The organism is Blastomonas aquatica, from assembly GCF_014639875.1.
GTDB lineage: Bacteria > Pseudomonadota > Alphaproteobacteria > Sphingomonadales > Sphingomonadaceae > Blastomonas > Blastomonas aquatica.
The window spans coordinates 178,522-192,661 of the sequence record NZ_BMGD01000004.1 but is presented as its reverse complement, the minus strand read 5'-3'; the positions used below and the strand labels follow the sequence as shown (position 1 = coordinate 192,661).

General features: G+C 58.3%; 12 protein-coding genes and 1 tRNA gene. 8 read left to right on the top strand and 5 right to left on the bottom strand.

Annotated features, from left to right (window positions below):
- The first annotated feature begins 1,011 nt into the window (after positions 1-1,011).
- The 6 genes from IEW00_RS12745 to IEW00_RS12715 all read left to right on the top strand — a co-directional run bounded on the left by IEW00_RS12745 (position 1,012) and on the right by IEW00_RS12715 (position 7,773).
- Positions 1,012-2,637, top strand: coding sequence for a cation:proton antiporter domain-containing protein (locus IEW00_RS12745; protein ID WP_188514936.1), 1,626 nt, complete (start codon positions 1,012-1,014; stop codon positions 2,635-2,637).
- 77 nt (positions 2,638-2,714) lie between these two features.
- A complete protein-coding gene (locus IEW00_RS12740; protein ID WP_188514787.1) occupies positions 2,715-3,026 on the top strand; it encodes a hypothetical protein in 312 nt (103 codons plus the stop codon).
- 688 nt (positions 3,027-3,714) lie between these two features.
- A complete protein-coding gene (gene groL / locus IEW00_RS12730) occupies positions 3,715-5,352 on the top strand; it encodes a chaperonin GroEL (RefSeq protein ID WP_229737022.1) in 1,638 nt (545 codons plus the stop codon).
- Positions 5,353-5,355: 3 nt separating this feature from the next.
- Positions 5,356-6,300, top strand: coding sequence for a hypothetical protein (locus tag IEW00_RS12725; protein WP_188514786.1), 945 nt, complete (start codon positions 5,356-5,358; stop codon positions 6,298-6,300).
- Positions 6,301-6,722: 422 nt separating this feature from the next.
- Entirely contained in the window at positions 6,723-7,136 is a 414-nt protein-coding gene (locus IEW00_RS12720; protein ID WP_188514785.1) for a hypothetical protein, read from the top strand.
- The gene (locus IEW00_RS12715) at positions 7,111-7,773 is read left to right on the top strand and encodes a hypothetical protein (RefSeq protein WP_188514784.1); all 663 of its coding nucleotides are present in this window, start codon (positions 7,111-7,113) and stop codon (positions 7,771-7,773) included. Before IEW00_RS12720 ends, IEW00_RS12715 begins: the two co-directional genes overlap by 26 nt.
- Positions 7,774-8,011: 238 nt before the next feature.
- On the opposite strand, the gene IEW00_RS17640 is transcribed toward IEW00_RS12715, so the two are convergent.
- From IEW00_RS17640 to IEW00_RS12690, 5 genes are all read right to left on the bottom strand, one after another.
- Positions 8,012-8,245 carry a helix-turn-helix domain-containing protein gene (locus tag IEW00_RS17640; protein ID WP_308419336.1) on the bottom strand — a complete coding sequence of 78 codons (234 nt, stop codon included), beginning with the start codon at positions 8,243-8,245 and terminating at the stop codon, positions 8,012-8,014.
- Between the two features lie 720 nt (positions 8,246-8,965).
- Positions 8,966-9,895 (bottom strand): nucleotidyltransferase, encoded by a 930-nt coding sequence (locus IEW00_RS12705; RefSeq protein ID WP_188514783.1) that lies wholly within the window; start codon positions 9,893-9,895, stop codon positions 8,966-8,968.
- Between the two features lie 52 nt (positions 9,896-9,947).
- Positions 9,948-10,163, bottom strand: a complete 216-nt coding sequence (locus IEW00_RS12700) for a sigma-70 region 4 domain-containing protein (RefSeq protein WP_229737021.1) — start codon at positions 10,161-10,163, stop codon at positions 9,948-9,950.
- A 34-nt stretch (positions 10,164-10,197) separates the two neighbouring features.
- Positions 10,198-11,349: a tyrosine-type recombinase/integrase gene (locus tag IEW00_RS12695; RefSeq protein ID WP_188514782.1), complete on the bottom strand. Its 1,152-nt coding sequence runs from the start codon at positions 11,347-11,349 to the stop codon at positions 10,198-10,200.
- A 143-nt stretch (positions 11,350-11,492) separates the two neighbouring features.
- Positions 11,493-11,582, bottom strand: a tRNA-Ser gene (locus IEW00_RS12690).
- A 256-nt stretch (positions 11,583-11,838) separates the two neighbouring features.
- Between IEW00_RS12690 and IEW00_RS12685 the strand changes: the two genes are divergently transcribed.
- Together IEW00_RS12685 and IEW00_RS12680 are read left to right on the top strand one after the other, a co-directional pair.
- Positions 11,839-12,954, top strand: a complete 1,116-nt coding sequence (locus IEW00_RS12685; RefSeq protein WP_188514781.1) for a lytic murein transglycosylase — start codon at positions 11,839-11,841, stop codon at positions 12,952-12,954.
- A gap of 29 nt (positions 12,955-12,983) precedes the next feature.
- Entirely contained in the window at positions 12,984-14,117 is a 1,134-nt protein-coding gene (locus IEW00_RS12680; protein ID WP_188514780.1) for a septal ring lytic transglycosylase RlpA family protein, read from the top strand.
- The last annotated feature ends 23 nt before the right edge of the window (positions 14,118-14,140 follow it).

Sequence of the window (14,140 nt, the reverse complement as noted above, 5' to 3'; positions counted from 1 at the left end):
GAAGCGCTGAGCGCCAGCTGTCTCGTCATTCAAGTTCTGCGTGTGGGCTCGGGCAAGCCGGGATCGAACGGCTAGTTTGGGAAAGCGAGCGAGGCGCGATCCGAGGGTATTGCGAGACCGACGGATACTTGATGTTCCGCTTTCTACAGAAGCTGCCGTTCGCCACTGCGATTGAGAACGGCAAGTAAGTCCCACGATGCGTCATCCAGCCTCCGGCCGCATCCGACCAACATACGCTGCTTCGATGCAATACTGGAAACGTCGGCTTCGTCCGGAAGCCGCCATTCCCAGTTCGAGATCGCGCATCGCGAGGCATGGCGGTTTACCTCGGCCAGCCTTTCGGATAGTCTGCAATAAATGGGACCGTCCAATTGCCTTGCACTGCCTACCGACGAAATTGCGCATCCTGTGCACGAACACAGGGTCGTGTTCGCGGGCTTGATTGCCCTGTTCGTGGCGCTGGCAAGTGCACTGCTGCCTGGCAGTATGCCATCCTCCCAGATCGTGGGCTCTGCATTTAATCCAGCGACCACTCAAGTCGCACTTGCGCGGAACGATGCCGAGGAAACTGCAAATCTTGCGGCAGCAGATACGCGATCAGACACGATCGATTCTGGCGGAACGATGGATACCGCAGACCCTGGGTTTCCATCGTTGTTCTGGACGAATGCTCCAGCTTACGCGGCGATGCTGCCGCAGCCAATCCACTCGGCCAAAGACGAAGTCGCAAGCGAACGCCGCTTGCCCGGAGCTGGCCCTCGCGCTCCGCCTGGAGTGGCTTGAGCGAAGCGTCGTTCTGCTGCTTTTGAGGCCCGCTGCGTTAAGCGGCAATCCAATATGCCTGACGATTAAACTGCCGGTGGGTGCGATGAGCTCATCGGTTTTGGAAGCCAGCAGCACGACCTCTTCGATGCGTTCTCAATTGTGGGCTGTGTTGCGTGCAGGCCGGACCGGTACCGCCATCACGTAATTACGGCTCATCTGATTTCTCTCGATCCAGAGAGCACAAATATGCATCATGCTACCCCTTTAATCGGCACGATCGTCGCCGGTCTTGTCGTCGCGTTCCTGATGGGCGCGCTGGCCCAACGCCTCAAGGTTTCACCCATAGCCGGCTATCTGCTCGCCGGCGTATTGGTTGGTCCATTTACCCCGGGCTTCGTGGCCGATGCCAGCATCGCCAACGAACTCGCCGAAATTGGCGTCATTCTGCTGATGTTCGGTGTGGGCCTCCACTTCTCGCTTCGCGACCTGATGGCCGTGAAGAACATCGCTGTGCCCGGCGCGATCGTACAGATCGCGGTGGCTACACTGCTGGGCATGTTGCTGTCGTGGTTCATGGGCTGGACGCCGATTGCCGGCTTTATCTTTGGCCTCGCACTTTCGGTCGCCAGCACGGTGGTATTGTTACGCGCCCTTCAAGTCCGAAATCTGGTCGAGACCGAGCGCGGCCAAATCGCCATTGGTTGGTTGATCGTCGAAGATATTGTAATGGTCCTGGCGCTGGTCATGCTGCCTCCGCTGGCCAGAATTGCAAACAACCCCGACGGCGCCGACTTCATGATGGTCGCCCAGCCCATGGCCGCAACGCTGTTCAAGGTTGCGGGCTTTGTCGTGTTCATGTTGCTTATTGGTCGCCGGATCATCCCGCGCGTGCTGCACTGGGTGGTGCACACCGGATCGCGGGAGCTGTTCCGTCTGGCTGTGCTGGCCATCGCGCTTGGCGTTGCCTTCGGCGCGGCATTTGTCTTCGAGGTGTCATTTGCCCTAGGTGCCTTTTTCGCCGGCATGATCCTGGGCGAAACCGCATTGAGCAGGCGTGCAGCGGAAGAGACCTTGCCGCTGCGCGACGCGTTTGCGGTGCTGTTCTTCGTATCGGTTGGCATGCTGTTCAACCCAAGCGTGCTTGTCGATCAACCACTGCCATTGCTTGCCACGGTCGCGATCATCATCGTTGGCAAATCGCTGGCAGCCTTCGCCATCGCCAAGCTGTTCCAAAAATCGACCAAGACCAGCCTGACGATTGCGTTGAGCCTTGCCCAGATAGGCGAGTTCTCTTTCATTCTGGCGTCGCTGGGCACAAGCCTTGGCGTATTGCCGGATGAGGCGCGTGACCTGATCCTGGCCGGGGCGATCATCTCGATCTTCTTCAACCCGTTCCTCTTCACCTGGGTCTCCAAGGCCTATGCGAAGATCGAAGCCAGCGAGCTGCCACCTGCTGCAGACACCAGTCGGGGTCACATCGTCCTGATCGGCTATGGTCGGGTCGGCCATTACGTGGCGGCAGACCTGCTGGACAGCGGAACTGACCTGATCGTCATAGAAGATAGCCCTGATAAGGTTGCCGGAGCACTGCGCAAGGGCGTTGAAACCGTTCGAGGCAATGCGGTGGACGCCGGCGTTCTGGAAAAGGCTTACATCGATCAGGCGGCACAGCTGATCATCGCCATTCCGGAAGGTTATGAAGCTGGCGCAATTTTCCAGCGATCGAGATCGCTGAATCCAGAAATCAAGGTGATCGCGCGTGCGCATTCGCGCGATGAGTATGACCACCTCAAAAAACTGGGGCTGACACAAATCGTGCTGGCCGAAGAAGAGACCGCGCGCCGCATGCTGGCGTTGCTTCGGTCTGGTTGACCCTTCGGCATCAAAGCACTGACACCCCCATGAGGCAGCTACTGCCTCGATGACAACACACGCAGGAATTCTAACCCATGAATAAAGATACGAACACTTCCGATTTGCAATCTGAGAGCCTTAAGAAGGCTCAGATCAAGGATCTGCTAGAGCGATATCCAAACACTAGCCGGGACGAGAACGACGAGATTTTGGCATTCTTGAAAAACGGTCCGATACTCGACATCGGCAATCTCAAGGGCGATGAAACGGTGCGCTACAAGATCGCAGCCTTTGAAGACGCTCACCAAAAGACGTTTCGCACCACGCCCATGGAGATAGCCGTATTGCTCTTCATTTTTGTCGCCGTTGCACTCGTTTGTTCGATGCTTTGGGATATTGGCAGATAGTATTCAGGGCTGCCAAATAGCTCCTTAAGTTAGCATGATCCGCTGTGTCGCACTTACCTTGAACAATTCGATTTCAGCGCAATTTGCGGTTAGACTTGATTACACACATCACGGATCGTCGGTTGGGACTAGCCGCCATCTGCGCTCCCGAGCAGGATCGTATCCGCTTTTGGCAATACCAGTCATTCGGCATGCCGGTTGGGAACGACTGCAAAGTCCCAACTCCGGAAGTTCGGAAAATGGGCCGATGGCCGAATGGCTGGTTCTGGGCGCGAATGGCGGAAAGCGGCCTTCCGATCTGCCACTCGGCAACGGCAGCCCTCGACTCAGGGGCAGTCCTTTATGTTCGCTCGCCAAGAATGACCACTCCTACCGACAGGGGCCATTGCGAAGCCGACTTCTGACACTCATGCGAGACAAGTTGCTCAATGGCACCCTGTTCATGAGAATTGCCCATGCCCAGGTAGAGATCGCGGCTTGGGTCTAGGTTTGCAACCGAGAGAGACCACACTCGGTCTGTGGATACATCACAACGGCGGCGTTAGCCGCTGAACGTAATGAGCAATGGCCTGCTTCGCCGCCAATTGTCACAAATCTCTTCATTGCACACTATCCCCTGAAAAATTTTTGTTGATCACCGATGCATCAATTGCGACGTTTCAAAAGATCGCCTGCGAGGACGAAACGAATGACAGCAAAAGACGTAAAGTTTGGCCGCGACGCCCGCGAACGCATTTTGCGCGGCGTGGATATTCTCGCTGACGCCGTCAAGGTGACTTTGGGCCCCAAGGGCCGCAGCGTCGTCATCGACAAGAGCTTCGGTGCGCCCCGCATCACCAAGGACGGCGTCACCGTCGCCAAGGAAATCGAACTGAAGGACAAGTTCGAGAACATGGGCGCGCAGATGGTCAAGGAAGTCGCTTCCAAGACCAATGACATCGCAGGCGACGGCACCACCACCGCCACCGTTCTGGCCCAGGCCATCGTGCGCGAAGGCATGAAGTCGGTTGCCGCCGGCATGAACCCGATGGACCTCAAGCGCGGTATCGATCTGGCGGTGACAAAGGTTGTCGAAAACCTGAAGTCGCGTTCGAAGCCGGTTGCTGGCACCAACGAGATCGCCCAGGTCGGCACCATCTCGGCCAATGGCGAGAAGGAAATCGGCGAGATGATCGCCAAGGCCATGGAAAAGGTCGGCAAGGAAGGCGTGATCACCGTCGAAGAAGCCAAGGGCATGGAATCGGAACTGGATGTCGTTGAAGGCATGCAGTTCGACCGCGGCTATCTGTCGCCCTACTTCATCACCAACCCGGACAAGATGACCGTCGAGCTCGACAACCCCTTCATCCTGATCCACGAAAAGAAGCTGTCGAACCTGCAGGCGATGCTGCCGATCCTGGAAGCTGTCGTTCAGTCGGGCCGTCCGCTGCTGATCATTGCAGAGGACATCGAAGGCGAAGCACTGGCAACTCTGGTGGTCAACAAGCTGCGTGGCGGCCTGAAGGTTGCTGCGGTCAAGGCGCCTGGCTTCGGCGATCGTCGCAAGGCGATGCTGGAAGACATCGCGATCCTCAGCAAGGGTGAAATGGTCAGCGAAGATCTGGGCATCAAGCTGGAAAGCGTGACGCTCGGAATGCTCGGCCAGGCCAAGCGCGTTTCGATCGACAAGGACAACACCACCATCGTCGATGGTGCCGGTGAAGCCGATGCGATCAAGGCTCGCGTGGAAGCCATCCGTGGCCAGATCGAGAACACCACCAGCGATTACGATCGTGAAAAGCTGCAGGAACGTCTGGCGAAGCTCGCCGGCGGTGTTGCGGTCATCAAGATCGGTGGCGCTTCGGAAGTCGAAGTGAAGGAAAAGAAGGACCGCGTTGACGACGCGCTGCACGCAACCCGCGCAGCCGTTGAAGAAGGCATCGTCCCCGGTGGCGGTACGGCGCTGCTGTATGCAACCCGTGCGCTTGAAGGCATGACCGGCATCAACGATGACCAGACTCGCGGCATCGATATCATCCGCAAGGCACTGTACGCTCCAGTTCGCCAGATCGCACAGAATGCAGGCCATGATGGCGCTATCGTGTCAGGCAAGCTGCTCGACGGAAACGACGAAACGCTGGGCTTCAATGCATCGACCGATGTGTATGAAAACTTGGTGGCCGCTGGCGTGATCGATCCGACCAAGGTCGTGCGCACCGCCCTGCAGGACGCAGCTTCGGTTGCCGGGCTATTGATTACAACGGAAGTTGCCGTTTCAGAGCTAGATGGAGATCCGATGACTGAACCAGGTCGGCCAGGCACTATGCCCAGCAGCATGGATTTTTGATCCATGCTCGATGAAATTCCCAAGCTGTTTGGCAAAGGGTTCGTAATTGGTTACTTGCTGCCAGTTTTGATTGTGATGATCTACCTTGTCCAAGTGGCTGACTTTGATCCGCTTGGCCTTGGACCGGACGTTTCATTCGACGCGGAAAAATTGGGAAAAGTTTCTCTATCACTCATTTTGCTGTCATTCTTCATGCTGTTCTTAAATCGGCCTATAGTACGGTTTCTTGAAGGCTATGGCCGGTTCAATCCACTTCAAATTCTCATGAAGCGCAGCCTTGCAAGATATGACAAGTTTTATACGCCCATCGCGGCAGAATGGTACGATTTAGAGGCAAAGTGGAAGCAAAATAACGATGCGCGACCGTCAGCCATGCTGGCAAAGCGAGGAGCGCGTGTCACGGCTTCTTGGCCACCAAAGAGGGAGCATGTCTTGCCAACAAGATTCGGCAACGTATATCGAGCGTTCGAAAGCTACCCATCAGTCATGTACGGCATCGATGCTGTCGTCTTTTGGCCAAGACTGAGCGCAATTTTACCGATAGATGCGCAAGACCTGCTTCAGGATAGCCGGGCACGGCTGGATTTTCATGTCACTCTTCTGGCGACGTGTCTAACGAGCGCGGCGATGGTCATTGCAGACAATGGGATTGAGAACTGGCCATCTCACGTAGTTGTAGCACCGCTCCTTATAGGCGGCGCTGTGCTCTGGCTACGGTTGCCTCGCGCAGCTGCAGCATGGGGAACCCGCTTTTCAGCGATGTTTGACCTTTATCGACGTCCTTTGGCAACGAGCATGGGCTTTGACCTTCCTCGAACCGCGCAGGAGGAGCGGCAGATGTGGTACGATCTTAGTCGGGCGCTGCTTTATCAGCGGCCCTACACGATGGATTGCCTTGATCCGTGTCGGACAGTGCGCCCTGAATCGCAGGGCACCGCACATAACTAGAGGCAGAGAGCCATCGTAGCCACGTCAAGCATAACCGGTTTCCGCGCAACTTGTTTTCCCGGTTATGGTCGTGATTGTCAGGTATGTCCCATCGCCGGAAGTTCGGCAAATGGGCCGACGGCGGGTTTTGGTGGGCTAGTTGCGGAAAGCGGTCATCCGCTCTGCCACCCGGCAATGGCAGCCTTGAACCAACTCTCGCTGGTGGTGTCGCGAGCATCTAGGGCTGACAAGAGCTGCCGATCAGACGTTGTAAGGTCGTTGGTCGGCAGCATGAGGCTGACGCTCAGTGATAGACTGTCGCATTTATTGCTGGAAACGTGACGAAGATCGTAGCTAAATTCAGGTTGGGGCACGGGCCACCCAGCCCGTGCAATGAGGGTCAGTTGAATGGCAAATACGCAGTCGAGTGAGGCGCACAGAAGATGGCTTTGTTCACCGAGCTTGTACAGCGGTTCTTTCCCAACAATGCCATTTCCTTGTTATTGAAGGCCCTAGACTGGTGCGACGATCTGTTTCGCGATCAGATCGTGTGGCCCGACCTCCGCACGATCATTCGCCCTACGCTTATGACGACCAGCAGTAAGCGAAATAAGATCGTCAAAGACGAGTATTCAGCCGCGCGCCTTGTCCTGTCGATCGTCGCTTCGGTTGCTGAGCGGGAGGTGGGAAGCGGTCGTATCCACGTCTACCGTGGTATCCTCGATCGTGATGGGGAGAGCCTCCGTTTCATCGCAGAGGAAGCATTTCGACAGCTACAGGACTGCGGCTGGATGGATCACGACGAGTGGCAAGATCGCATCGAACAGATCGATGAGCGAGTTCGCGATGCCGGCTGATCCGCAAGAACCGACGCAGCACATCGGCATCTATTCTGGTTTCATGGAGGAAATTAAGCTGCGGACAGCGGCTATCGATCGCTACATGGACCGGTTTAAAACGGAGGCTGGGGCAGTCGACGGGTTCACGGACGCTGAAAGCTGCATTCTGCAAGTGCGCTACGTCTGCGAGTTAATCGCCCTGTCGAGTGCCGCTGTCCACAACCTCATCGGGATCACGTCTCGTATCCGTGACAGTTATCAGCCCGGCATGATCTTCAAGCTCCTTGAGGGGAGCAACAAGAACTCGTTCCCGCGCGCCGTCACCTATGGCGCAGCACCAGCTTCATACGAGTTCAAGAAGGGCGAGATGGACCTCGCTGAGTTGAAGAAGGTCTATAACGAATGCGGCGAGCTTCTACATCGCGGGGCGCTCAAACATGCGCTTGCGGGCAAACAGCGCGAGTATGCACCCGAAGAGATTTTGGGCTGGGTTAATCGGATTAAGGCTCTACTGAACCTGCATGTTGTGCTCATGCTCGACGCAGGGATCGTTGTGCTCGTGACCTTGTCGAATGAAAACGGCGAGGTTCAGGTCGCTCTCGCGCAGTCAGATGGACCGGCAATTCTCGTCGAGGACGACGAGGCGTCTGCGTAACACAGCTTCGCGACCAGCCGACGAGCGACCGCTCCCGTTTAGGCCTGCCGTAGTGCTGGCTGCGAATACGGGCCGCTCTGTCCCAGGCCCGGCTGCCCGGCCGATAGGCAACGATGTCCGCTTTCGGGCAATCGCCGGACAATCTCCATTGGCCGAGATTGGGGCGCAAAGCAGACATCCCATGCCGACCATTGATGGTTGATGACAGAGCTAACGAAGAATTTGACGTGACAGAACTTCAGTCGGCAATGGCGCGCATTGTCTGTCCGTGCCGCGCGGATGCCGCTTGGGGAAGTGGTGGCTTTAGGCTTGGGCTGCTGCAGCGATGTCGCTCGATCAACTGACGCAAGCTTTCTGTCAAAACAAGCGTGGCTGCTCCCATTTTGACCACCTCAACCTCACCCCGTACGATAAGCAGGTACAGCGTGCTGCGGCTGATGCCGGTGTACCGGCAGGCATCGGGAACCCGCATGCTGATTGGCTCGATCGATAATGGCGAAGATGATGGGAAAGGCGTTCGAGGCATATAGGCACCAATTGTTTGAGAACCAGATGGCTGGATGGACCGGTCGCGCCATCTGCCAGACACCGGTAATTATCCCCTCTCGGCGCTCTGCGTGCCATAAGACATTTTCGCGCCAGGCTATCCGTTTCCACGATTGCTGGAGTGGCATCCATCAAACCTCACCTCGGCGAACGGACTAGATTTGGTGCACGGCTACTAGGGTTGCTCTACTATGCCTTGGCCAGTCAGCGGGTTGCGACCTGCCTCGAAAAAGGGGGTAACGTTGGCTCGCAAAAGGGCCAAATCTTGTCCCCGCGTTTGCCGCTTTTGTCCGCCATTATCCCGTCCGACGAGGCTGCTATGCGCTGCCTCGAAATTCCGCAGAAAACCGCCACTTTCGATAGAGGCGACGTCACGAGGCAGCGGATTGGCACCTCGAAAAGTGGCAGAAAACCGTTATTCACGTGTGCGTGAGGTGTGTGACTATAAATTGTGGGTCCGATGCGAAGCATCGCGGCCCTTCTTACCCCGCCGGATTTGATGCCCATGAGGTGGCAGAAAATGGGTGCCGGTGGGGCTCGCGAACTGACGGTTCGAGCAGTCATCAAGGGGTCAGATTTGATGGCTGACGGCAGCATTGATGCAGCCAGACGTTGTTGCCCGCGTCCTGCTCCCGACACTGCGCAGTCAACTCGCAGCGAGAGCCTTTGCCTGAAGGTCTATGATCCGTTCCGAACAGATTGCGTGGACAGCCCGTCCAAGCTCTTCCACACACCCGCCAAGCCACAGCAGCTCCTCTTCGGTAATCCGATAGTGCTTCGAGTACCGGGCCTTCACATAGGCCTCTTTCAGCTTCTCAAAGCGAGCTCGATCAAGCCGAGTGTCACGAGGCCAGGCATCAACAAGCCGCATATCGATCCGCTCAGCCTGGGTGCGCAGGAAACCAAGGTTGTGCACATGGGGCGAATAGAAGGTACAGACGAGCAGAACGCAATGGTACAGTCGTTCGGTGGCCTGGTGCATGTCAAAGGCGGCTTTTTTAAGCCAGCCTTGACCGATCGAATGCATTGCTGATCCGTGGAACTGGGCTGTCGTTGGGTACCACTCGTCAAAATACTCCCGCGCCATTGCCAGAGCCTGCTCAGGCGTCTTGGGCTTGGGCGTATGCAGAACTCTCTCATCAGCTTCGTGTAGCGCGATGCCGTCCTTGGCCACGTCCATGAAAAAATAGCGGCCATGTGCCAGCCCGTCGTTCACCTCCTGCAGGGTGTGGACGATGAAGTTGACCGGCGTGTGCAGTGTGCGATCGATGGCCAGCTCGCGTATCAGCCGATCCTCGAGCTTCAGCCAGTAATCGACGCGCTCGGTGAGCCGCTTGTCGTTGACAATGATCAGCAGATCGAAGTCGGACCTGTATCCCTTGGCTGTGTGTGGTTCGTCCACCCAGCCACCACGCGCGTAGCTGCCGTACAGGATCAGCTTCTCGATCCGGCCCTTCTTCTTCCACTGGTGCGTGGCAAGCGCCAGCGCGTCCTCGAACTCTTCGAAGATGATCTGCTTCACGCGCTCAAGCTCGCGCTGCTTGTTGGCCGGAAGGTGGTCTAGATCGGTTCGCATGGGCAGGGGCACCCTGTAGGCATGGGTTGCGATTGGCAAGGTCGAAGCAGCATCACCAGCGCCAGAACTGCCACCAGTCTGGCGGCTTCTCTGTTGGCATCTGCATCAGCACGAACAGGGCATTGGCGAAATGCTGCTCGACCTGTTGCAAGGTTATGTCGTGTTTAGCTGCAAGCTGGCGGTAGCTCAGCTCATCGACGCGGAGGCCAAGAAAGATTTCCCGGTCGAGCGGCTCCATCCGCTCGACCGCCCTCTCGAATTTGCGCAAGCACCTGCGCTCTTGGCGCGACAGGCGAGACACCTCAGCTCTCCTTGTCGCAATAGGCGGCCCATTCGGCCATCATGACGCGGCGCTTCTCCAGCAGATTGCCGCGCCGGTAGGCCGCCTCGGTCTTGTTGGCGACCATATGGGCGAGGGCTGCTTCTGCCACATCGCTGGGGTGGTTCGTCTCTTCGCTCACCCAGTCCCGGAACGACGACCGGAACCCGTGAGGGGTGTAGGGCTGAAGCATTTCCTTCATGAGCTTGGACAGCGTCATGTCGGAAAGGGGCCTATTGTTCTTGAAGCCGGGAAACACATAGGGCGATTCCCGTAGGCGCAGCTGCGCACAGCGACGGATAATCCGCAGCGGTCGCGGGCTGAGCGGGACCACATGCTCGCGGAATGCCTTCATACGCGCCTTAGGAAGCGTCCAGAGACCGCTTTCAAGATCAACCTCATCCCAGGTCATGCCGCGCACCTCGCCCGATCTGGCAGCGGTATAAATGGCAAATTCGAGAGCAAGGCGACTGAACGATTCCCGAGCGCGCAGCTTCTGGATGAACTTTGGCACCTTCTCGTAAGGCATTGCCGGGTAGTGACCATCACGGCGCGGCTGACGGGGCAAGCCCTTGGTGATCGCACGCATGGGAGCCTCGCTCTCACGATAGCCGGATGCATAGGCCCAATCGAGCACCATACCGATCCGCTGCCGGACCCGGCGCGCGGTCTCTGGCTTTGCCAGCCAGATTTCCATCAGCACGTCGCGGATCATTGGTCCGGTGATCCGATCCACCCTCATCTTGCCGAGCTGCGGGAAAGCATACATCTCCATGGTGCGCATCCACTGGCCATGATGTTTCCCATTGCGCCATGTCTTTGAATGAATGTCGAAGACCTTCTGCGCAGCGTCCCGGAAGTTGGGCACTGCCTCGATCTTGCGCCGCTCGAACTGCGGGTCGTAGCCCTGCTCGACCTGACGGCGCACCACCAGCGCCCGCTCGCGAGCCTCCTCCAGGCCCACTGTCTTACAGCTGCCCAGGCCGAAATCTCTCCGGTTGCCTTTGTGCCGTACCCGGCAGACCCAGCTACTTGTCCCTCCGGGCCTCTCATAGCGGAAAAGGCCGTCGCCAAAACTGACACGGCGGCTGGACTGAGACTTGGTCTTCGGGCCGGTGTTCGAAGTCGTTTCCATGGAGCTGATCATAAAATTTGTTCCCACATTTGCAAAAATGTCGGTCTGGACGACGTGGGACACACAGGGATCCGAATCACCAACGTAACCCGCAGGTAAGCTGGACTTTCGGAGCTGATCAGGGATTTTGTGGGATTAGCACCTGGCGGAAGAGGTGGGATTCGAACCCACGGAGAGCTTGCACCCTCGCCGGTTTTCAAGACCGGTTCCTTAAACCACTCGGACACTCTTCCATCGATGCCAGGCGTTACGCGACCAAAATTCGGTGCGTGCGCAGTGCGGCGCGGTTCCTAGCGAAGGCAGCACAGTCTGAAAAGCGAAACTTGGATCGGATGGCGACCTGCCTACCGGTTTTGCAGGTGGTGGGCATGAGTTCCTTCAAGTGCCGTGCCATCCCGGCCAAACGTGGCCCCGCCGGGATGGGTGGCGGATGTTCGCCCTTTCCCCCTGAAGGCTTTGTGTGGCACAACGCCCACTTGGGAGTATCGCATGATTTTCAATATCGTACACGGCTTTGTTTCACGATTTGGCGCGCGGATGGCGCTTGCAGCAGCCACAGCCAGCCTGCTGGCGTGCGGATCGCCAAGTACCGCCCAACGCGAGATTGTCCAGCCTCTGCCGGGGGTGAATGCCCCCGCCAATATCCAGCAGACGAAGGGCTTTATTCGTTATCTCGATACCGTGGCCGCGCGTGCCCGGCGTGAAGGCGTATCGCAGCGCACCATCGACAGCGTGTTACCGTCATTGGGTTATGATGAGAGCGTTGCAGCGCTCGACCGCCGCTTTGCGCCGACGCCCGCAGGTCAGTCGTTCCCGTCGTTTGGTCCTGAAATGGCCAAGCGTATCAACGGCGCCAAAATCCGCCAGGGTCGGCAGGTCTATTCCGATGAGGCCGCGCGGCTGGTCGCCATCGAGCAGCAGACAGGGGTTCCCGCTTCGATCATGGTGTCGATCTTCGGCCATGAAACCAGCTATGGCACGATCATGGGTAACACCGATCTGCCGCGTGCGCTGGCGACCTTGGCCTATGAGGGTCGGCGGCGCGACCTGTTTGAAGGCGAACTGGTCGCGGTGCTCAAGATGATCGACATGGGCGTGCCGCGTTCGGTGTTGCGCGGCAGCTATGCCGGGGCGTTCGGATACCCCCAGTTCCTGCCGTCGGTGTACCTCAAGCTTGCCAAGGATGGCGATGGCGACGGCAAGGCGGAGATCTGGTCGAGCCGGGCCGATGCCTTCGCCTCGATCGCCAACTATATGGTCGCTGCCGGATGGCGGCGCGGCGAGCCCTGGGGCTTTGCTGTATCGGTGCCTTCGACGCTTGATACAACCGCCATCGCCAACCGTGAACGGGTAGAAAAATGCGCGCGCGCGGTCGAGCGGCACAGTGAATGGAAGACGATGCGGGAATGGAAGGCGCTGGGGATTTACCCGGCAGGCGGGGTCTGGCCAGCCGATGACCGGGTCCAGGCATCGTTGCTGATCACCCCGGGGCTTGACGCAACAGGTTACCTGCTGACCCGCAACTACCGCGCGATACTGGATTACAACTGCTCCAATTATTACGCGATGTCGGTGGGCCTGCTGGCTGACGGCGTCCGCAACTGACAGGCGCAGACTTCAAGGGGGAATCGGCGATGAAGACGATGATGATCGCAAGCCTGGGGATGGCTCTGCTGCTGACCGGCTGTGGCGGTGGCGGCGGCTTGAGCCGCAGCCTGGACACCGCGCCGCCGACGCTGGCAGGATCGGTCTCCGATTACCCTGCCAAGCTGGGTGAACCCTATGTGCTCGAGGGGATCACTTACACGCCGGTCGATGTCTTCAATTACGATGAGACCGGCTATGCGAGCTGGTACGGCAAGGAACTCAACGGGCGCAGCACCGCCAATGGCGAACTGTTCAGCCCCGATGCCATTTCGGGAGCGCACCGGACCTTGCCGCTGCCCAGCTATGTCGAGGTGACCGCACTCGACACCGGAAAAACTATCCTCGTCCGGGTCAACGATCGCGGGCCAGCGTCGGCTTCGCGTCTGATCGATCTGTCATACGGTGCAGCCAAGCAATTGGGTGTGCTCGAAAAGGGGTCGTTCCCGGTCCGCGTGCGCAGGGTCAATCCACCCGAGGCGGAGCGCGCGGTGCTGCGTACGGGGCAGCCGGTTGCCATGCGGATGGAAACGCCTGAATCGCTGCTGGTGCCGTTGCGGCGCAAGCTCGGCGACAATGGCCCGGCGGTTGCGATCGCCCAGCCAGTGGTCGCACCTGTGGCAGGCAAGGTTCAGGACAAGCCCATCAAGGCAAGCAAGCCGAAGGTCGCAGCTGTGGCCAAGGCAGCCCCGACCTCCGGAGCCGCCACACCATCGGTGTCTGGCCAAGTGGCGCAGGGTAATACCGGCTTCATCGTCGAAGGGCAGGGGCCCCGCCCGACGCAGAGCCCGCCCTCCCGTCCGACGATCGCGGGAAACAGCACCGGCGCTAATCGCGCAACGCCCGAACCAGCGCCAGCAAAAGCGCCGCCAAACCCTGCGGTGGCCGCAAGGCCCGTCACCGCTGAGGCATATTTCATTCAGGTCGCCGCATTTTCGACCAGGGCAAGGGCGGATGATCTCGCCAAGCGGATCGGCGCAAACACGGTTGTCAGCAACGATGGCAAAGTGTTTCGCGTCCGTTATGGCCCCTATGCCAACGCTCACGCGGCACAACAGGGTCTTACGCTGGCGAAGCGGAATGGCTATCAGGGGGTTCGAATCCAGCAGGACCCCGGTCGCTGACACGAACGGGCCGGATAAAGGCC

Bases quoted from the DNA above. Each gene is read 5' to 3' on its own strand.
- IEW00_RS12745 (WP_188514936.1), top strand. From the start codon at position 1,012: ATGCATCATGCTACCCCTTTAATCGGCACGATCGTCGCCGGTCTTGTC.
- IEW00_RS12740 (WP_188514787.1), top strand. From the start codon at position 2,715: ATGAATAAAGATACGAACACTTCCGATTTGCAATCTGAGAGCCTTAAG.
- groL (WP_229737022.1), top strand. From the start codon at position 3,715: ATGACAGCAAAAGACGTAAAGTTTGGCCGCGACGCCCGCGAACGCATT.
- IEW00_RS12725 (WP_188514786.1), top strand. From the start codon at position 5,356: ATGCTCGATGAAATTCCCAAGCTGTTTGGCAAAGGGTTCGTAATTGGT.
- IEW00_RS12720 (WP_188514785.1), top strand. From the start codon at position 6,723: ATGGCTTTGTTCACCGAGCTTGTACAGCGGTTCTTTCCCAACAATGCC.
- IEW00_RS12715 (WP_188514784.1), top strand. From the start codon at position 7,111: ATGAGCGAGTTCGCGATGCCGGCTGATCCGCAAGAACCGACGCAGCAC.
- IEW00_RS17640 (WP_308419336.1), bottom strand. From the start codon at position 8,245: ATGCGGGTTCCCGATGCCTGCCGGTACACCGGCATCAGCCGCAGCACG.
- IEW00_RS12705 (WP_188514783.1), bottom strand. From the start codon at position 9,895: ATGCGAACCGATCTAGACCACCTTCCGGCCAACAAGCAGCGCGAGCTT.
- IEW00_RS12695 (WP_188514782.1), bottom strand. From the start codon at position 11,349: ATGGAAACGACTTCGAACACCGGCCCGAAGACCAAGTCTCAGTCCAGC.
- IEW00_RS12685 (WP_188514781.1), top strand. From the start codon at position 11,839: ATGATTTTCAATATCGTACACGGCTTTGTTTCACGATTTGGCGCGCGG.
- IEW00_RS12680 (WP_188514780.1), top strand. From the start codon at position 12,984: ATGAAGACGATGATGATCGCAAGCCTGGGGATGGCTCTGCTGCTGACC.